Source organism: Actinomadura sp. WMMB 499 (genome assembly GCF_008824145.1).
Taxonomy (GTDB): Bacteria; Actinomycetota; Actinomycetes; order Streptosporangiales; family Streptosporangiaceae; genus Spirillospora.
The window spans coordinates 6906741-6924876 of sequence record NZ_CP044407.1 but is presented as its reverse complement, the minus strand read 5'-3'; the positions used below and the strand labels follow the sequence as shown (position 1 = coordinate 6924876).

Below are 18136 nucleotides of genomic sequence, written 5' to 3'. Positions count from 1 at the left end.
TCACTCTACGGGGGGCGGGCCTCCCGCCACCAGATCCCGCCGCGGCGCCGCCCGCTACCCGGCGCGGCCCGGCGGCTCGTCCCCGAACTGCCGGAACGCCTGGACCGCCAGCCCGAGATCGATCACGTCCGTGGGTGCCGACAGCGACCGCCCCGTCAGCTCCTCCAGCCGCCGCAGGCGGTTCTGCACCGTGTTCCGGTGGCAGAACAGGTCGTCGGCCACCCGGCCCGCCGACCCGCCCGCGCGCAGCCACGCCTCCAGCGTCTCCAGCAGCGCGTCCCGCCGGCCCGCGTCCAGCGCCAGCACCGGCGCCAGGACCTGCGCCTGGAACTGCCGCGCCAGCCCGGGGTCGGCGTGCAGCATCGCCGCCGGGAACCGCTCCTCCAGGAACGCCAGCCCCGGCCCGCGCAGCGTCCGCGCCGCGGCCTCCGCGCCCTGCCGTGCGCGGCCCAGCGACGCCAGCCCCTCCATCGCGCCGCTGACCCCCGTCCGGTACCCGCCGGCGGCGGGCAGCGCGCCCGCCAGGCTCGTCGCCGCCGCCGTGCCGAGCACCGCGACGCCGACCGCCGTCACGCCGTGCCGCCGCCACACCAGCCGCGTGCCGCGGGCGAACGGCACGAGGTCCTCCTCCCGGACGCCCCCGTGCGCCGGATGCCGCACCACCACCGCGTACCGTCCGGTCTCCGGGACGGCGAACGACCGGGCGACCGCCGCGACCGTGCGGCTCTCCTCGTCCCCGTTCAGCAGCGCGTCCAGCAGGTGCCCGGCGCGGCTCGGCTCCACGATCTCCTCGCGCGCGCCGCGCAGGGCCGCGACCGCGGCCGACGAGTGCTCCTCGGTGACCCGCCAGATCGCGTCGATCAGCGGGGCGACGTCCCGGTGGTCGACACCCTCCTCCATCGCCCACTGCGCCGACGCCACCGACAGCTCCCGGCCGCCGAGGTGGTAGGCCCGCAGCAGCGCGCGTTCCGGGACGCCCTGCCGGCCCCGCCGCGTGCCCGTCCGGTCGGGCATGTCAAGGGTCGCGGCCATCTCCGCGGGCGGCAGCGTCACCGCGTCCAGGGCCCGGTCGATGGACCGCGCGATCCACTGCGGCGGCTCCTGCTGCGGGATCGTTCCGCTGCTGCGGTAGGCGTGCTCGGCCTGCTTGAGCATGTCCAGGACGCGCCCCGTCAGGTGGTGCACGCGCAGGCGCATCGCCTTCTGGTAGCGCTCCCGGACGTCCAGGCCGTTCTCGGGGTATTCATCGATCACGCGTGTGCGAACAAGCTGGCCGTCGGGCACGGCGTTCCTCCCGAAGATCGACGGAATGCCGCCGCGTACCGGGACTGCGGGTCCCGGGGGGCGGGGGGCGACCCCGCCAGTCTCGGTCACAAAATCCGCGCCCTCTAGACATTATCCGCTTAATCACCGACAGTGACGACGCGCGGGCCCGGTTATTGTTATGGTCGGAAACTTTGCGCGCCCTGACGCCCCCGGGCCACCCGCCGACCACATAACCCCACGTCAACCGGTACGTGCCTCGCACCGGCGACCACGCCGTGAGCACGGGCGGCGTCCGTCCTCACCGTCCTGGATCGGTCAAAACAGCACCCGATCCACTCCGGCGAGCCAATATTTCAAACAAATGTCCACTCACCCGCTGTGTGCGCGCAATGATCAATCACATACCGTCATCAGTGCGCGAGACCGGCGATTTCACCGATGCGGAACCGGCCCCGCATCCGCTTCCGCACCAGTGCCGACACCCGAAAAGGATCTTCGACTTCACGAACGGATAACGCCCCCGGCACGTCCCGACCGCGGCGGCATGTCACACTCGTGGCACCGAGACCCCTCTCATGGACATGGACGCACCCGACACCACCGGCCGGGACGCCGGCGGCCACGGCGCCGCCGCGGACACCGCCACGCGCACCTTCACCGACCACCGCGAGCTGCTGTTCTCGGTCGTCTACAACCTGCTCGGCAGCGTCGCCGACACCGAGGACGTCCTGCAGGACGCGTGGCTCGCGTGGTCGTCCCGCGACCGTCCCGAGGTGACGAACCCCCGCGCCTACCTCGTCCGCGTCGCCGTCAACGCCGCACTCGCCCGGCAGGCCGCGATCAGCCGCCGCCGCGAGACCTACCTCGGCCCCTGGCTGCCCGACCCCCTCGTCGCCGGCGCCGACGAGTCCGCCGAACGCACCGAGGCCGTCTCGATGGCCCTCCTCGTCGTCCTGGAGACCCTCACGCCGCTCGAACGGGCCGTGTTCGTCCTGTACGAGGTGTTCGGCTACCCGCACACCGAGATCGCCGCGATCCTGGACCGCAGCCCGGCCGCCGTCCGGCAGCTCGCCCGGCGCGCCCGCGCGCACGTCCACGCCCGCCGCCCCCGGTTCCCCGCGGACCCGCGCGTCCAGCGGCAGGCCACCGAGCGCTTCCTGCGCGCCGCGCTCGGCGGCGACATCGGCACGCTCCTGGAGATCCTCGCCCCGGACGTCACCCTCTGGATGGACGGCGGCGGCGCCCCCGGCAGCCCGCTCCGCCCGATCCACGGCCGCGACCGCGTCGCCCGCACCCTCGCCGCCACCGCCCCCGCCAGGCCCGGGAGGTCGACCTCGACATCGACTACCGCACCGTCAACGGCGACCCGTCCGCCGTCCTGTTCGCCGGCGACGCCCCGTTCGCCGTCATGGTCCTCGACCTCGACGGCGACCACATCACCGGCATCTACACCGTCACCAACCCGGACAAACTCCCGGACGCCGGGTAGGACGCCTCACCAGGGGACGGTCCCCGCGTCGTCGAAGAAACCGCCGCGCGGACCGTCGTCCGGCAGGGTGGCGAGGCGGATCGCGATCGCGGCGCCCTGCTCGGGCGTCCGCGGCGCGGCGAAGCCGGTGAAGTCGGTCGCCACGTAACCGGGGCAGGCCGCGTTGACGATGACGTTCGTGCCCTCGAAGCCCCGGGCGTACTGCACCGTGATGCTGTTGAGCAGCGACTTCGACGGCGCGTACGCGGCCAGGACCGGGCCCGTCCGGAGCTCCAGCGAACCCATGTTGCTCGACATGTTGACGATGCGCGGGGAGTCCGCGCGGCGGAGCAGCGGCAGCATCGCGTTCGTCACCCGCACGACACCGAACACGTTCGTGTCCAGGACGGTGCGGAGGACATCGAGGTCGAGCGTCGCCGGGTCCTGCGCGCCGCCGTCCGTCCGGCCGGCGATGCCCGCGTTGTTGACGAGCACGTCGAGCCGTCCCGCCGTCCGCTCGATCGCCTCCGCCGCTCCGGCGACGCTCGCGTCGGAGGTGACGTCGAGGGCCACCCCGAACGCGTCGGCGCCCCCGGCGCGCAGCTTCCCGACGGCCTCCTCGCGCCTTCCCTCGTCGCGGGCTCCCACCGCGAGCGTGAAGCCGATCGCCCCGAGCCCCCGGGCGATGGCGAAACCGATCCCCTTGTTCGCGCCGGTCACCAGCGCGGTCTTCGTCTCGTTCACGCGCTCCATGCTCCGCGGGCACCGCGGCCGCCGTCCAACACCGCTCCGGTCGGCTGTGATACCCGCCGGGTATCGGCCGGTAGCCTGCACGCGTGGACGATCTCGAGACCCGCGAGCTCCGCTACTTCGTCGCCGTCGCCGAGGAGCTGCACTTCGGGCGCGCCGCCGTCCGGCTCGGGATCGCGCAGCCGCCGCTCTCCCGCGCGATCGGCCGGCTGGAGCGGCGGCTCGGCGTCCGGCTCCTCGACCGGGACCGCCGCGGGGTGGCGCTCACCGACGCCGGCCGGGTGCTGCTCCGCGAGGCCGGGACGGCCCTCGACGCGGTCGCCGCCGCCGCGCGGCGGACGCGGCGCGCCGGGGATCCGGAGCGGCCGCTGGTGCTCGCGACGAAGGCCGGGGCGTCCCACGAGCTGCTCCAGCGGCTCCTCGGCGCCCTCGCGAGCGACCCCGGCGCGGCGCCCGTCGAGGTCCTGCTGTGCGAGGTCGGCGAGCAGGCGGGGCTGCTCCGCGACGGGCGGGCCGACGTCGCGCTCATGCACCGCCCCTACGACGACCTCGCCGGGTTCGACACCGAGGACCTCTGCGTCGAGGGCCAGGTCGCGATCCTCCCCGCCGCGCATCCGCTCGCCGCCCGCGACCGGCTCACGCTGGCGGACGTCCAGCACGTCCCGGACCTGCCGATCGCCCGCTGGCCCCGGCTCGACGGCACCTACCCGGACGGGCCCGGACCGGAGGTGCGCACGCAGTCGCAGCTCGCCCAGCTCGTCGCGCTCGGCCGGACGCTGCTCGTCATCCCCGCCTCCAGCCGCGCCTGGCAGTGGCCCGAACACGTCGCGGTGCCCGTCGCCGACGCACCGGAGGTCACCACGGTGATCGCGTGGCCGTCGGCCAGCCGCTCCAGGGAGGTCGCGGCGCTCGTCCGCGCCGCGGCCGCGCTCCACCACCCCGGCGGCGACCAAGGCACCGGCCCGGACGGCCCCGCGGACGCCGGGGCCGGCCGGAGGCCGCCGCCCGGTTCGTGAGCCAGCGGACGGCCGGGGCGGGTCAGGGCTTGTTGGGGAGCATGCACATGGCGTCGAGGCCCAGGACGTGGTTCAGGCGGCCGAAGGCGAGCCAGGAGCCGAGGCACATGCTCAGCTCCACGATCTCGACCTGGCTGTAGTGCGCGGTCATCCGGTCCCAGAACTCGCCGTCGAGGCCGTGGTGGTCGACGGCGTACCGCTCCGCGTACTCGGCGGCCAGGCGCGTCCGGTCGTCGAACGCGGTGGTGGTGCGCCACTCGGTCACGGCGTCGAGGAAGCCGTCCTCGACCTTCTCGCCGTCCCGTTCGGTGCGCCAGTCGAGGCAGAAGACGCAACCGTTGATCTGCGCGATCCGCAGCCGTGCGGCCTCGAACTCGCGGAGGCCCAGCGTGGTGTGGGCGTACACCGCCATGGAGAAGTTCGCGGCGGCGGGGCCGATGCCCGGCACCATCTCCCCCCACACGTACCCGATCGGGTCCTTGCCGCCGGGGATGTCGATGTTCATCGCGCCGTCCTTCCGAGCTTGCCGGTCGCGGGACGGATGGGGACGTCGAGCGCGTCGTAGAGTCCCGGTTCGGCCTCGACGAGCCAGTCGATCGCACCGACGAGCCGTCCGACCGCGGTGCCGTTGCCGCCCGCGGCCCGGTTCCCGGCGGCGTCGGTGGCCTCGACCGTGACCTCGATGCGCGGATCGCCCTCGATGATCACGCGGTGCGCGCCGTCGCCGTCCGGCGGCACGGGCCAGTCGGGGGCGCAGGACGGGTGGATGCGGGTGACGTGCTCGACCACGATGCGGGGCTCGCCCCCCACGATTCCCTGCACCTCGAACCGCACCGCGCCCTGCGTGCCCTTCTCGAAGTCGCCCATCGACGCCGTCGTCACGGTCGCGTCCAGCGGGCGCCGGTCCAGCGTCTCGCGGACCTCGTCCAGCTCGACGCCGAGCCCCCGCGCGATCAGCCGCACCTGCCCGCCCCACACCATGGTCGGGACGGACGGCGCGAGCATCGGCGGCTCGTAGTCCATCGGCTGCCCCATCCCGACGAGGTACCGCACCGAGTCGGGCTGGTCGTAGGTGGAGTAGTCGAAGATCTCCTGGCAGCGGACGACGTCCACGGTGTGCCCCAGCCCGCTGACCAGCAGCGGCAGTACGTCGTTGCCCCAGCCCGGGTCGACGCCGGACACGAAGAGGGACCCGCCGCCCTCCTCGATCGCGGCCAGCACCGCCTCCCGCATCTCCGCCGGGGCGTTGCGCTGGTCGTAGAGCGCGTACAGTGCCGGGCTGACGACGACCGCCCCGGCCCGGATCGCCCGCAGGATGTCGGCGAGCGCCTCGTCCGGCCGGATGTCGCCGGACGCCGCGTAGACGACGGCCCCCGGCCCGGCGGCCAGCACCGCGCCGGCGTCGTCGGTCGCCGCGACGCCGAGCGTCCGATCGAGCCCGCCCAGCTCGCCGGCGTCCCGTCCGACCTTGCCGGGGTCGTGGACGATCACGCCCGAGAGTTCCAGCGCGGGATGGGCCTCGACGGCCCGGAGGGCCAGCCGACCAACGTTACCGGTGCCCCAGACGACCGTGGAGATCATACGCCGGAGGCTAACAGGGCCGGACCCCCTTGCCAAGCAAGCATTTGGTTCACTGACCGTAACCGGTTACTACAGGTCAGTATTCGAATGCAAGTTACTCTCGCGTATGCCATGGCCTTTCCCGGGCCCTCGGGGTAGAACCTGTTTCAACCCACCCCGGTTGTGAGGGAGCTCACATGCGCAGTACACCCCTGCCCGAACGCGGTTCTACCGGTGTCTCGCGGCGCGGATTCCTAGCTGGAACCGGTTCCATCATCGGCCTCGGCCTGCTGTCCCGGACGGGAAGCGCCGCCGCCGCGACCACCTCGATCGGTAACGGCGCCCGCGTTCCGGTCCTCGTCATCGGGTCCGGTTACGGCGGCTCCGTCGCCGCGCTGCGCCTCGCCCAGGCCGGCGTCGACGTCCACATGGTCGAGATGGGCATGTCGTGGAACACCCCCGGCGACGACGGCAAGATCTTCGCCAACACCCGGTCCCCCGACTACCGCTCCTACTGGCTCCGCACCCGCACCAAGCAGCCCCTCAGCAACTTCCTCGGTTTCCCGCTCGACAAGAACGTCCCCCGCTACACCGGGATCCTGGACGCCGAGGAGTTCGGCGGCATCACCGTCTACCAGGGACGCGGCGTCGGCGGCGGCTCGCTCGTCAACGGCGGCATGGCCGTCACCCCCCAGCGCGAGCGCTTCGGCGCCATCCTCCCGTCCGTGGACGCCGACGAGATGTACGACGTCTACTACCCCCGCGCGAATGCCGGGCTCGGGGTCAACCAGATCGACCGGGCCTGGTTCGACACCACCGACTGCTACAAGTACGCGCGCGTCGGCCGCAAGCACGCCGAACGCTCGGACTTCGACTTCGTCTACGTCCCCAACGTCTACGACTTCAACTACATGAAGCAGGAAGCCGCGGGCAACGTCCCCCGGTCGGCCCTCGACGCGGAGATCCTCTACGGCAACAACGCCGGTAAGAAGTCGCTCCAGCAGACCTACCTCGCCCAGGCCGCCGCCACCGGCCGGGTGTCGGTCTCCCCGCTGCACCGCGTCACCTCGGTGACCCCGGCGTCCGGCGGCTACACGGTCACCATCGAGCAGCTCGACACCGGCGGCAACGTGACGGCCACCAAGACCGTGACCGCCGGAAAGGTCTTCTTCGCCGCCGGAAGCGTCGGCACCAGCAAGCTCCTCGTGAAACTCAAGGCGACCGGCGCGCTGCCCAACCTCAACGGCGAGATCGGCAAGGGCTGGGGCGACAACGGCAACATCATGTGCGGCCGCGCCAACCACATGTGGGACGCGACCGGCTCGCTCCAGTCGTCCATCCCCACGGTCGGCATCGACAACTGGGACGCGGGCGGAGCGTTCGCCGAGGTCGCGCCCCTGCCCACCGGGATCGAGACCTTCGCCTCGTTCTACCTCTCGATCACCAACACCCCGCACCGCGCCCAGTTCTCCTGGAACGCCTCGGCGTCCAGGGTCGACCTGAACTGGCAGACGGCCTGGAAACAGGCGAGTATCGACCGCGCGAAGACGATCTTCGACAAGATCAACCGCAAGGAGGGGACGATCTACCGGACCGACCTCTTCGGCGTCTACAAGATCTGGGGCGACCACCTCACCTACCACCCCCTCGGCGGCGCCGTCCTCAACAAGGCCACCGACAACCACGGCCGCCTCCACGGCCACCCCGGCCTCTACGTCATCGACGGCGCGCTCATCCCCGGCAACACCAGCGTCAACCCGTTCGTCACCATCACCGCCCTCGCCGAACGCAACATCGACAGCATCATCGGCGCGGACTTCTGACGACGCCCGGGACCCGGCCACGGGCGCGCGTGGCCGGCCCGCCCACCCGTCCGCGCGTACGGCGGCGCCACGAGCGAACGCGCGAGCATCTGCGCCCCGCCGAAACCGTTCCTCCGCAGGGCGAACACGAAACACCGAAACATGCAACAGGCGAACGCTCTGTTCTATGACGAAACAATGACGCAAAATGCTCCCGGAGTGGGTGATCGATCCCGAGGAATATCAGGAGGCGCCCCGATGAAGTCGGCCCGAAACAGCGCGAGAATCGTGGTCGGAATGCTGGCCGTGCTGGCGATGTCCCTGATCGGCGCCGCCCCGGCAAGCGCGGAGAGCCCGACCTGGACCCTGCAGGACATCGGGCAGAAGGTCTGCGTCAGCACCGGCGGCTGGGACGGCACCTACGTGTTCGCGCCCGTGAGCGGGACCTGGACGACCCCGATCACGACCGGGATCCGGAACCTGCCGCCCGGTTCGTCCGACCTCGGCGGGTCCGTGCTCCCGCCGGGAAGCAACGACGAGAACACCATCAACGGCTTCGTAGGGGTCTCGTTCGCCCCCGCCCCGGCGGGCGACTACGTGGCCGAAGTTTGGGCGAGTGACGGTACGGTCACCCAGACGGCTCCGGTCCTGCTCCGCTACGGAGCGCCGTACGCCTGCTGGTGATCGGCCGCCCCCGAGGTCGTACCGGCCCCGTGGTTCGGAACCGCACCTCCCGGACGCACCCGAGGCGCCCCCTGCGCACCGTCCGAGGTGCGCCGGGGGGATCCTCGTCGGAACTCCCCCGGCTCGCCGCCGAGGTCTCGCGCGCCGGGGCGCCGCGAGACGCCGCGCGCGCTTTCCCCCATCCTCGGCGGTTTCTCGGAGAGACATAGTTTGAGCGCCCTCGATTTCGAGATATACCTCCTGCGAACGATGGCCTGTGACGACCGGTTGCGCGACCGGGAAGTACGGCGGCTCAACGTATCCTCCCAGCAGGCGGAACGAACGAAGGCCGAGGTCGGCGAGGCAGACCGGCACCCGGACAACTGGACCATCTCCTGGAAATTCTGGGAGAGGGGGTGGCACCGGAGACGATCGAGGGTGGTGGACGCGTCGTCAGCGTCGTCCGACATGTCTTCGACAGTTGGCCGGAATTCACGTTCATGGTGACAGCCGACGAATTCGGGATATGGACCGATGCAAGGTTCGTTCGCACGGCCGACGACCTTCCGGATCTGCCGGCACACCCCGGAGTGCTCGTGCCCTGGCAAGTCACTCTCGACGAGGTTTCAGCGCACTTCGGACCGCTCGTTCCGGGCGACTCGTGGCATCCGTTCCACGAATGCGGCATCCCTGGGCCCGGTGGCCACTACAGCGCGACCTTCTGTTGGGGATTGCTCCAAACGGTGCCGCAGGCAGATGACGCGATCAGCTGAAACCGTTCGCCGCTGCGCGGGCGATGCCTCCCCGCGCCCGGTCAGCGGCGCGGGCGGCGTTCGATGACCTTCGCGTGCCGGAGGGTTCCGGTGAGTTCGATGCGCAGGCGGGCGGGGGCGTCGGGGGCCGTGGAGCGGACCTTGAGCTTGGAGTAGGTGAGTTCGAGGCCGTCGGTGTCGATCACGGTGCCCGGCGCGCCGACGATGACCAGCCTGCCGTGCTCCATCTCCGCGTCGATGCGCAGGACGTTCGAGGTGATCAGCGCGTCGGTGAGGTCGAGGGTGACCCGGCACAGTTTCGTGCGGAGGTCGATGCGCGCGGGCACCGGCCAGCGCCCGTCCTTGACGTAGCTGCCGCCGTCCTGGCTGATCACGAGGACGTCTCCGGCGCCGGGCAGATCCGGCAGGTCGGCGGTGAGCCGGGCCAACTCGCCGAGCGTCCGGGCCTTCAGCGCGCTCTCCACCCGGGTGTCGAGCTCCTCGGCGCTGAGCCGACCGTCGCCCCCGGCGACCCGCAGGACGTCCAGGGCACGGTCGCGGTCCTCGTGCGAGGCCCGCATCTCGGGCAGGTCGTTCGGCATGCCGCCCACGCTACAAGGCCCGGCCCGCGCTCAGTCTCCCGAATCGTCCTCGAGCAGCCGCCGGAGGAACGGCCGGCGTTCACCGACCCGTGCGGATCGGCGAACGCCGGGCGTCGCAGGGACTACTGGCTTCGCCAGGCGTCGAGTTCCGCGTTGAACTCGTCCCTGGTGACGATGTTGACCCTCTGGAAAGCGACCTTCGCCGTGCCGTCCGTCAGGTCCGTGATGTGCCCGTTGCCGACCTTCCAGACCCCGATCAGACCCGACTTCTCGGCGCCCACGCCCATGAAGGTGGAGCGCCGCTTGCGCATGCACTTCGCCAGCTCGGCGGCATCGCGACCGTCCGTCAGGTTCGCGCCGACCGCTCCGGACACGGCCGCCACCCGGTCGCGGACGGCGATGCGGCTGTTGGCGAGGGTCCGTACAGCCACGAGTTGCCCGTCCAACGACGCGTCACGTATCGCGTCGGTGTACGCCCGGCACGCGTTCGCGACTTCGGTGTACACCGCCTGCACGGCCGCGTTCACTTCGCTGGTCATGGAGAGCCGCGACCGCTTTTTGACGTTGGCCGCGAACGTCACGACCTCTTTGACCTGGCCGGTGAACGCGCTGACGGCCCCGGCGGCCGAACTGATCGGAGTAGCCGACACATTGACCGCGTCGTTGCCCAGCTTCTCGAACTTCTCGATCGCCATGGCCACACCGTGCGCGCCACGGTACTCCATCAGGTCGGCCTCTCCCGCGCCCGGAAGGTTCGCCAGTTGCCCTCCCTCGTACACATCGGGGAACTGGTGCTCGACCCAGTAGTCGGGGCGATGGACCTTCGCGAGGCAGAACCTCTTCTCCTCGTCTCTGCGCGCGTCGCTTTCGCTGTGGAATTCACCCACGAGGTTGAGTTTGCCGGCCACCAACATCTCGTACCCCCATTCGCCGTGGCTTCATAGTCCCCGCATCGGACACCGGACACCACGCTTCGTCCATGACCGGTTGCGGCCAGTGATCATGGGGGGTCGGGCCGGTTCGCCGGGCCGGTCGGCCGGGGCGTCTTGGCGGTGCCGCCCGCCCAGCCGAGTTTTCGGGCGTCGAGCAGGCTGCGTTCCGCGCGTTGCACTTGCCTGACGTGCTCGCGCATCAGTCGGCGCTGTCTCCACCTTTCGAGGACGCCGGCAGGTTCGGCGGACGCGTGCAGTTTGACGCTCGTGAGGCCGTGCAGGGCCATCGCCACCAGGTGTCCCGTGGTTTCGCCGCGAGCCGACATTTCTTCGGCGAGTTTCTGGATGGCCGCATCGGATTTGTGCCGTATTTCCGTCTCCCGTAGCGACGGTATGGAGTCGGCTGCGGCTTCCAGCACCCGGTCTGCGGCGGAGTACGCGTCCTCCGTGATCGCGTCGATCTCCCTGCGGTGACCGCTTGGTGTCATGTCCCGCATTATCCACCGAGGCGATGGTCAGCCTTCCGGGTAGAAGAGGAGCAGTGTGCAGCCTTCGGTCGTCTGCGGGACGTGCGAGGAGCCGGCGGGTGCGTGGATGAAGGAGCCGGACGGGTAGTCGCGGTCGCCGTCGTTGAAGGTGCCGGAGACGACGAAGGCCTCTTCACCGCCGAGGGCATGGCGGCACAGGCGGGCGTTTCGCCGCGTGCTCTCGCACGGCGGTTCGCCGAGCAGCTCGGCACCGGCCCCGGGCAGTGGCTGCTCGCGCGGCGGATCGCCACGGCCCGGGGGGCTGCTGGAGTCCTCGGATCTGCCGCTGGACGCGGGTCGCCCGGCGGGTCGGGCTCTCCTCGGTCACGAATCTGCGCAGGCATTTCCCCGGCGCGCTGGGCACGACGCCGGACGCCTACCGTCGCCCGTTCCGGGCGGAGGCCGAGTCAGGGCTTCTTGCGGGTGGCCAGGGCCCGGTCAGGCTCCCAGTGGGCTCGCATGGACGTGACGAGGCCCGCGTCGTCGACGCGGTAGATCAGGACGCAGTCGATCGTCAGCGTGGCGCCGTCGCCCATCGTCGTGGTGATCGTGGTGACGTTGGCGCAGCTGTCGCCGTTGGCGAACGAGTCGCGGATGTGGAAGCGGAACTCGGCGACCGTGGCGACGAAGCCGTCCCAGAACGCACCGATTCCCTCGTGGCCGCGGTGGCCCTCACCGGACGGGTCCATGAAGGACGGGCCGACGGGGTCTTCGAGCAGGACGTCGGGGGCGAACAGCTTCAGCCACGCGTCCTTGTCCCCCGCGAGGACGGCGGCCATGGACGCGCGGGAGGCGCGGCGGGCGGGGTGGTCGGCGTCCGGGGCGTTCCAGGTGACGGCACTCATGGCAGAACTGTAACCTGTTCTCGTTTCGGCGTCGACGGTCAGTTCGCCTTGGCGATGACGGTCTCGGCGAACCGTTCGAGGTGCTCGACCTTCTTCTCGAGGGGTTCGGTGTCGGGGCCCTTCTGGTACGGGTTGCGGAAGCCCACGATCACGTCGGTGACGCCCTTGTCCTCGAGGCGTTTCACGCCGTCGGGCGTGTAGGCGTCCGTCGAGATCACATGGACCTCGAAGGGGCCGCCCGCCTTGCCTTCGGCCCGCCGGATCGCATCGATCCTGGCCAGCAGGGCGTCGAGGTCGTCGCCGCCGCCCGCGTGCATCCAGCCGTCGCCCCGGACGACCGCGCGGCGCAGCGCGGGCTCGCTGTGCCCGCCGACCAGGATCGGGACGGGACGGGCCGGGTTCAGCTTGATCGCGGGGATGTCGAAGAACTCGCCGTGGTACTCGAAGTACTCGCCGGTGCCGAGCCCCCGGAGGACGTCGATGGCCTCGTCCATGCGGCGGCCCCGGCGCTCCCACGGGACGCCCATGACCGCGAAGTCCTCGGGCCACGGGCTCAGGCCGACGCCGAGGCCGAGGCGGTCGCCGGTCAGGGCGGCGATCGACATGGCCTGCTTCGCCACCAGGACGGGCGGGCGCACCGGGAGCTTGAGGACGAACGGGGTGAAGCGGATCCGCTCGGTCACCGCGCCCATCGCCGCGATCAGGGTGAACGTCTCGATGAACGCCTTGTCCTCCAGGAATCCACGGTCGCCCGTCTCGGTGTACGGGTAGGAGGTGTCGGACTCCTTCGGGTAGATCAGCGAGTCGGCGACGGAGAAGCTCGCGTACCCCGCGTCCTCGGCCGCGCGGGCGAGCGGGAGGTAGTAGGACGGGTCGGTCATGGCCTCGGCGTAGGTGAACCTCATGCGTTCCGTCCCCGGGTCGACGACAGCTGGTCGGGAAATACTAGAACGTGTTGCAGTCCGTGGCCAGTCACCACGGGCGGCGGGTGACGAGCAGCGCGAGCCACGCCGAGCCGAGCGCGGCGCAGAGGACCGCGACGGGCATCCAGGGCGCGACGGGCGTCAGGATCGCGAGGGCGGCGGCCAGCACGATCGTCAGGACGGCGAACGCGGTGCGGCGGCGCCCGTCCAGGCGGGCGGTCTCCTGGACGGGCGTGACGAGCGCGAGGACGGCGGCGCCGGGCAGCGCGACGGACGGTGCGTGCAGGCCGCCCGCGAGGAGCGCCGCCCCGAGGAACAGCAGGCCCGCGGAGATCGCGGCGGCGCGCCGTTCGGCGGCCCCCATGAGCGGGCGGACGCGGGGATCGCGGCCGAGCCACAGCGACGTCCCGGCCCGGATCGACAGGTTCAGCCACGTCAGGAGGGTGATCACGATGTTGACGAGCAGGCACGGCGCGACGGCCGAGCCCGCGAGGCACAGCAGGACATGGCGGCGGGGGCCCTCGCGGAGGGGCTCCAGGAGGCGGTCCAGGACGGAGCCGGGGACCCGGCGGCGCTCGGCCAGCAGGACCACGGCCGGCCCCCCGGACCAGCCGGGGTCGGCGCGCAGCGACTCGCGGAACGCGTCGGCCGCCGCGCGGGGACGTCCGGTGGCGAGCGCGACCGTCCCGTACCAGCGGTGGACGGACGGGTCCTCGGGCGCGAGGCTCAGCGCGCGTTCGGCGTGCGCGCGGGCGCCGGGCTCGTCGCGGAGCCGGAGCAGGACGAGCGCGAGGACGGCGGCGATCCCGGCGTCGCCCGGCGCGAGGCGCAGCCCGTGCTCGGCGGCGGCGCGGGCGGGTTCGGCCTCGCCCAGGGCGTAGTGCGTCCACGCGAGCATGCGGTACACGTCCGGCTCGTCGGGGCCGTGCTCGCGGGCGTGCAGGAACGCGGTGAGCGCCTCGCGGTCGCGGTCGGCGCGGTAGAGGATCACGCCGGCCGTCCAGTGGCCGATCCACCGCTCGGGACGCATCGCCACGTACCGGTCGACGGCGTCGAGGGCGCCCTGGACGTCCCCCTGGCGGGACAGCGCGCGGGACAGTTGCAGGTGGGCGCGCGCGTCCTCGGGGTCCTCGGACAGGGCGGCGCGGGCCTCGCGCTCGGCGTCGGCGGGACGCCGCAGGTCGAGCAGCATCTCGGCCCGGTCGGTGTGCGCACGGGCGCGGTTCACGTTCGCTTCTGCAGCAGGATCGAGAGCCAGGCGGAGGCGAGGGCGGCGCAGCAGGTGACGAGCGCGGCGGAGGTGGTCCAGCCGGCGGGTGCCGCGTACGCGAGCGCGGTCAGGAGCGCGACCCAGCCGGTGAGCGCCATCGGGACGAGCAGGAAGAGCGCGCCCCGCGCGGTGTCGAGGGCCGTCGGCTCCATCAGCGGCGTGACGAGCGCGAGCACGGCGAGGCCGAGGACGATCGTGCGCCCGTCCCGCAGGAGCGCGCCGGCGGCCAGCATCGCGGCTCCGGCGGCCAGGGCCGCCCCGGCGACCTTGAAGAGGGTGGCCGGTTCCATCAGGTCGCGGCGGCGGGGGTCCCGGTGGATCCACAGGCCGGTGAGGGTGAAGTTCACCCAGTTCGCCCACATCAGGACGGTGGCCAGCGCCATGACGGCCAGCCAGGGCGGGAAGACGCACGTGGCGAGGCACCAGCCGATCCGCGAGCGCGGCCACTCGCGCGGCTTCCACAGGAACCGGTGCAGGCGGTGCAGGGGGTTGCGGGCCAGCTCCGCGCGCATGACCGCCCCGCGGCCGTCCGTCCAGCCGGGATCGAGCCGCAGCGCCTCGCGGAACGCGTCGGCCGCCGCGCGGTGCCGTCCGGTATCCAGCAGCACCTTGCCGTGCGCGCGGTGGACGGCCGACCGCTCCGGGGCCAGCGCGAGCGCGCGCTCCGCGTGCTCGCGGGCCCGGTCGTGCTCCCCGTCCCCGGCGAGGACCAGGCCCAGGACGGCGTGCAGTTCGGCGTCGTCCGGTGCCAGCGCCAGCCCGTACTCGGCGTGCGAACGCGCCGACCCCGGCTCGCCGAGGTCGTAGTGCGTCCACGCCAGCCGGTTGTGGACGAACGGTGCGTCCGGCCTGCGCTCCAGCGCGCGCCGGTACGCGCCGATCGCGTCGCGCGGGCGTCCCGCCCCGGCGAGGATCGAGCCCGCCTCCGCGTGCCCGACCCAGTCGTCCGGACGGGCCGCGAGGTAGTCGTTCACCGCGTCCAAGGCGCCGTCCGCGTCGCCCTGGTGCGACAGGGCGCGGGCCAGGTACAGGCGGGCCCGCGCATGGCCGGGGTCCTCGGTGAGGACGGCGCGGACCTCCCGTTCGGCGTCGGCGGGACGGCGCAGGTCCAGTAGCACCCGTGCCCGGTCGAGCGCGGACGTCACCGCTTCTTCCCGCCGACCCACGGCAGCAGGTCGTCCCAGGTGCCGCTCTCGTTGGCGTGCATGACGTAGTTGCGGGCGGTGGCCCGCCACTCGGCGACGGCCGTCGGGCGGGCGGCGCGGGCCGCGTCCAGCAGGTCGCCGGTCGACAGCGGCAGCGGGCGCCCGGCACGCACCGCCTCCTGCAGCTTCGCCTCGACCGCGACGTCGACGACGCCCTTGAGGTCGGCGCCCGCGAACCCGTCGGTGGCCTCGGCGACCCTCCGGAAGTCCATCTCGGCGAGCGGCACCTTCCGGCACAGCAGAGACAGGACGGCCGCGCGCGCCGCGGCGTCCGGGGGCGGCACGAACACGAGCCGGTCGAACCGTCCGGGACGGCGGAACGCGGCGTCCAGGTACCAGGGCGCGTTCGTGGCGGCGAGCACCAGCACGCCCTCGTTGGCCCCGGCGTCCACGCCGTCCAGTTCGGCGAGGAACTGGTTGATGACCTGCCGGTTGGTGGCGTGCCGCATGTCCGAGCGCCGCGCCGCGAGGGCGTCCACCTCGTCGAAGAACAGGACGCACGGGGCGTTCCGGCGGGCCGCCTCGAACGTCGAGTGCAGGTTCCGCTCGCTCGACCCGATGTACATGTCGAGGATGTCGGACAGTCCGACGGTGATGAACCCGGCGCCGAGCTCCCCGGCCGCGGCCCGCGCGAGGTGCGTCTTCCCGCAGCCGGGCGGGCCGTACAGCAGGACGCCGCCGCCCGCGCTCTTGCCGTAGGCGGCGAAGAGGTCCGGCTGCTGCACGGGGAGGAGCAGCTTCATCCGGAGCGTCTGCTTGACCTCCTCCATCCCGGCCACGTCGTCGAACGTGACCTCGGACCCGTCGCCGGACGGCACGCGTCCGTCCGGCGGCTCGTCCGCCGCCTCCTCGGCCAGGACGGGCGGGGCCGGCGTGTGGCCGAGCGCCGCCTCGAACCCGGGGTCGGCGAGGCCGGCGTCCCGCGCGACCGCCTCCCAGTAGCGCGGCCGGGCGGCCGGGACGTCCCCCTCCGCGACCAGCGCCTTCGCGAGGATGATCCCCGCCCTCGGCGGCCCGTTCTCGACCCGGTCGAGGGCGGCGATCGCCGCGCCGCTCTTGCCCTGCCGCAGGAACGCCTCGGCGAGCCCCGTCGCGAGGCCGGCGTCGCCGGGCGCGAGCGCGAGCGCCTCCCGGTACTGGCCCTCGGCGTCCATGAGCAGGCCCGCGGCCAGCAGCTGCTCCGCCAGGTGGCGGCGCAGCGGCAGGTTGTCCGGCGACACCTCGACCGCCTGGCGCAGGGCGTCCAGTGCTCCCCGATCAGTCACGAACCCGCCCTTTCCGGAGGAAACATCCTCGCGCGATGATGCCATGCGCGAGCGACGCCGCCGCGTTCGTCCTGTGCGGACGCGAGAGGCCCCCGGAGCCGCGGTGAGCGGTTCCAGGGGCCTCCGGGGCCGGATCCGGCCGGGGTCAGACGCCGAGGGAGCGGCCGATGATCTCCTTCATGATCTCCGTCGTGCCGCCGAAGATGGTCTGGATGCGGACGTCCTGGTACGCCTTGGCGATCGGGTACTCGGTCATGTAGCCGTAGCCGCCGTGGAGCTGGACGCAGCGGTCGACGACGCGCTTGAGCAGTTCGGTGTTCCAGTACTTGAGCATCGCCGCCTCTTCGGCGGAGAGCTCGCCCTTGCTCTCCTTGACGATGCATTCGTCGGTGAAGGAGCGGGTGACGGTCAGTTCCGTCTTCATCTCGGCGAGGGTGAAGCGGTTGTGCTGGAACTTGCCGATGGGGCGGCCGAACGCCTCGCGGGTCTTGCAGTATTCGAGGGTCTGCTCGAACGCGGACTCTGCGGCGGCCTGGGCGGTGGAGCCGATCGACAGGCGCTCGCGGGCGAGGTTCTGCATGAGGTAGATGAAGCCCATGCCCTCCTCGCCGAGGAGGTTCTTCGCGGGGACGCGGACGTTGTCGAAGAACAGTTCGGCGGTGTCCTGGGCGTGCATGCCGACCTTGTCGAGGTTGCGGCCGCGCTCGAAGCCCGCCATGCCGCGCTCGACGGCGAGCAGGCTGACGCCCTTGGCCCCGGCGGACGGGTCGGTCTTGGCGACGACGATCACCAGGTCGGCGAGGATGCCGTTGGAGATGAACGTCTTCGAGCCGTTCAGGACGTACTCGTCGCCGTCCTTGATCGCGGTGGCCTTGATGCCCTGCAGGTCGGAGCCGGCGGCGGGCTCGGTCATCGCGATGCCGGTGATCAGCTCGCCGGAGCAGTACCCCGGGAACCAGCGGGCCTTCTGCTCGTCGTTGCACAGCTGGCGCAGGTAGCCGCCGTTGATGTCGTTGTGCACCGAGAAGCCCGGACCGTGCACGCCCGCCTTGGCGAACTCCTCGTTCATGATCACGTAGTAGCGGTAGTCGGGGTTCCCGCCGCCGCCGTGCTCCTCGGGCATGTCGATGCCGAGCAGGCCCTGGCGGCCGGCGGCGAGCCAGACGTCGCGGGAGACGACGCCGTCCTTCTCCCACTGCTCGTGGTGGGGCGCGATCTCCTTCTCGATGAAGGAGCGGACCATGTCGCGGAACGCCTCGTGCTCCTCGGTGAAGATCTCGCGTGCCATGC

18 protein-coding genes and 1 pseudogene are annotated in these 18136 nt (G+C 72.1%); 5 read left to right on the top strand and 14 right to left on the bottom strand.

Going from position 1 to position 18136, the window contains the following annotated elements:
• Positions 1–54 precede the first annotated feature (54 nt).
• A complete protein-coding gene (locus F7P10_RS31180; RefSeq protein WP_151014800.1) occupies positions 55–1254 on the bottom strand; it encodes a CdaR family transcriptional regulator in 1200 nt (399 codons plus the stop codon).
• Positions 1255–1841: 587 nt separating this feature from the next.
• On the opposite strand from F7P10_RS31180, the pseudogene F7P10_RS44815 reads away from it, so the two are divergent.
• Positions 1842–2300: pseudogene (locus F7P10_RS44815) on the top strand (sigma-70 family RNA polymerase sigma factor); the annotation flags it as partial.
• A 461-nt stretch (positions 2301–2761) separates the two neighbouring features.
• Here the strand turns inward: F7P10_RS44815 and F7P10_RS31170 are convergent.
• The gene (locus F7P10_RS31170; protein WP_151014798.1) at positions 2762–3487 is read right to left on the bottom strand and encodes an SDR family oxidoreductase; all 726 of its coding nucleotides are present in this window, start codon (positions 3485–3487) and stop codon (positions 2762–2764) included.
• A gap of 83 nt (positions 3488–3570) precedes the next feature.
• Here F7P10_RS31170 and F7P10_RS31165 point away from each other — a divergent pair, with 83 nt between their 5' ends.
• A complete protein-coding gene (locus F7P10_RS31165; RefSeq protein ID WP_151014796.1) occupies positions 3571–4500 on the top strand; it encodes a LysR family transcriptional regulator in 930 nt (309 codons plus the stop codon).
• A gap of 22 nt (positions 4501–4522) precedes the next feature.
• Here F7P10_RS31165 and F7P10_RS31160 read toward each other — a convergent pair whose 3' ends face one another.
• A complete protein-coding gene (locus F7P10_RS31160; RefSeq protein WP_151014794.1) occupies positions 4523–5005 on the bottom strand; it encodes a carboxymuconolactone decarboxylase family protein in 483 nt (160 codons plus the stop codon).
• Positions 5002–6081, bottom strand: coding sequence for a dihydrodipicolinate reductase (locus tag F7P10_RS31155; RefSeq protein WP_151014793.1), 1080 nt, complete (start codon positions 6079–6081; stop codon positions 5002–5004). The genes F7P10_RS31160 and F7P10_RS31155 overlap by 4 nt, the downstream gene beginning before the upstream one ends.
• Positions 6082–6257: 176 nt before the next feature.
• Between F7P10_RS31155 and F7P10_RS31150 the strand changes: the two genes are divergently transcribed.
• The 3 genes from F7P10_RS31150 (at position 6258) to F7P10_RS31140 (ending at position 9298) form a co-directional block, all read left to right on the top strand.
• Positions 6258–7883 carry a GMC oxidoreductase gene (locus F7P10_RS31150; protein WP_151014791.1) on the top strand — a complete coding sequence of 542 codons (1626 nt, stop codon included), beginning with the start codon at positions 6258–6260 and terminating at the stop codon, positions 7881–7883.
• A 237-nt stretch (positions 7884–8120) separates the two neighbouring features.
• Positions 8121–8546, top strand: coding sequence for a DUF5980 family protein (locus tag F7P10_RS31145; protein ID WP_151014789.1), 426 nt, complete (start codon positions 8121–8123; stop codon positions 8544–8546).
• Positions 8547–8941: 395 nt separating this feature from the next.
• Positions 8942–9298, top strand: coding sequence for a hypothetical protein (locus tag F7P10_RS31140; protein WP_151014787.1), 357 nt, complete (start codon positions 8942–8944; stop codon positions 9296–9298).
• 41 nt (positions 9299–9339) lie between these two features.
• Here the strand turns inward: F7P10_RS31140 and F7P10_RS31135 are convergent, their stop codons facing one another.
• The 10 genes from F7P10_RS31135 to F7P10_RS31085 all read right to left on the bottom strand — a co-directional run bounded on the left by F7P10_RS31135 (position 9340) and on the right by F7P10_RS31085 (position 18134).
• On the bottom strand, positions 9340–9879 hold the full coding sequence (locus F7P10_RS31135) for a DUF1707 domain-containing protein (RefSeq protein WP_151014785.1): 540 nt from the start codon (positions 9877–9879) through the stop codon (positions 9340–9342).
• Positions 9880–10001: 122 nt separating this feature from the next.
• Positions 10002–10787: a hypothetical protein gene (locus F7P10_RS31130; RefSeq protein ID WP_151014782.1), complete on the bottom strand. Its 786-nt coding sequence runs from the start codon at positions 10785–10787 to the stop codon at positions 10002–10004.
• Between the two features lie 92 nt (positions 10788–10879).
• Complete coding sequence (locus F7P10_RS31125; protein ID WP_151014779.1) at positions 10880–11299, bottom strand: hypothetical protein; 420 nt, start codon at positions 11297–11299, stop codon at positions 10880–10882.
• A gap of 27 nt (positions 11300–11326) precedes the next feature.
• Positions 11327–11497 (bottom strand): cupin domain-containing protein, encoded by a 171-nt coding sequence (locus tag F7P10_RS31120; protein ID WP_254716822.1) that lies wholly within the window; start codon positions 11495–11497, stop codon positions 11327–11329.
• Positions 11498–11745: 248 nt separating this feature from the next.
• Positions 11746–12183: a nuclear transport factor 2 family protein gene (locus F7P10_RS31110; RefSeq protein WP_151014776.1), complete on the bottom strand. Its 438-nt coding sequence runs from the start codon at positions 12181–12183 to the stop codon at positions 11746–11748.
• 38 nt (positions 12184–12221) lie between these two features.
• A complete protein-coding gene (locus F7P10_RS31105) occupies positions 12222–13088 on the bottom strand; it encodes a TIGR03619 family F420-dependent LLM class oxidoreductase (protein ID WP_151014773.1) in 867 nt (288 codons plus the stop codon).
• A 67-nt stretch (positions 13089–13155) separates the two neighbouring features.
• Positions 13156–14334 (bottom strand): tetratricopeptide repeat protein, encoded by a 1179-nt coding sequence (locus F7P10_RS31100; RefSeq protein ID WP_151014770.1) that lies wholly within the window; start codon positions 14332–14334, stop codon positions 13156–13158.
• Positions 14331–15521 carry a tetratricopeptide repeat protein gene (locus tag F7P10_RS31095; protein ID WP_176611732.1) on the bottom strand — a complete coding sequence of 397 codons (1191 nt, stop codon included), beginning with the start codon at positions 15519–15521 and terminating at the stop codon, positions 14331–14333. Before F7P10_RS31095 ends, F7P10_RS31100 begins: the two co-directional genes overlap by 4 nt.
• Positions 15518–16846, bottom strand: a complete 1329-nt coding sequence (locus tag F7P10_RS31090; protein ID WP_151014764.1) for an AAA family ATPase — start codon at positions 16844–16846, stop codon at positions 15518–15520. The genes F7P10_RS31095 and F7P10_RS31090 overlap by 4 nt, the downstream gene beginning before the upstream one ends.
• A 145-nt stretch (positions 16847–16991) precedes the next feature.
• Positions 16992–18134: an acyl-CoA dehydrogenase family protein gene (locus F7P10_RS31085; protein WP_151014761.1), complete on the bottom strand. Its 1143-nt coding sequence runs from the start codon at positions 18132–18134 to the stop codon at positions 16992–16994.
• Positions 18135–18136 lie beyond the last annotated feature (2 nt).

What these genes read in the sequence shown, in the direction of transcription:
- F7P10_RS31170 (WP_151014798.1), bottom strand. Translation starts at nt 3,487, where the DNA reads ATGGAGCGCGTGAACGAGACGAAGACCGCGCTGGTGACCGGCGCGAAC.
- F7P10_RS31160 (WP_151014794.1), bottom strand. Translation starts at nt 5,005, where the DNA reads ATGAACATCGACATCCCCGGCGGCAAGGACCCGATCGGGTACGTGTGG.
- F7P10_RS31155 (WP_151014793.1), bottom strand. Translation starts at nt 6,081, where the DNA reads ATGATCTCCACGGTCGTCTGGGGCACCGGTAACGTTGGTCGGCTGGCC.
- F7P10_RS31150 (WP_151014791.1), top strand. Translation starts at nt 6,258, where the DNA reads ATGCGCAGTACACCCCTGCCCGAACGCGGTTCTACCGGTGTCTCGCGG.
- F7P10_RS31145 (WP_151014789.1), top strand. Translation starts at nt 8,121, where the DNA reads ATGAAGTCGGCCCGAAACAGCGCGAGAATCGTGGTCGGAATGCTGGCC.
- F7P10_RS31135 (WP_151014785.1), bottom strand. Translation starts at nt 9,879, where the DNA reads ATGCCGAACGACCTGCCCGAGATGCGGGCCTCGCACGAGGACCGCGAC.
- F7P10_RS31125 (WP_151014779.1), bottom strand. Translation starts at nt 11,299, where the DNA reads ATGACACCAAGCGGTCACCGCAGGGAGATCGACGCGATCACGGAGGAC.
- F7P10_RS31110 (WP_151014776.1), bottom strand. Translation starts at nt 12,183, where the DNA reads ATGAGTGCCGTCACCTGGAACGCCCCGGACGCCGACCACCCCGCCCGC.
- F7P10_RS31105 (WP_151014773.1), bottom strand. Translation starts at nt 13,088, where the DNA reads ATGAGGTTCACCTACGCCGAGGCCATGACCGACCCGTCCTACTACCTC.
- F7P10_RS31085 (WP_151014761.1), bottom strand. Translation starts at nt 18,134, where the DNA reads ATGGCACGCGAGATCTTCACCGAGGAGCACGAGGCGTTCCGCGACATG.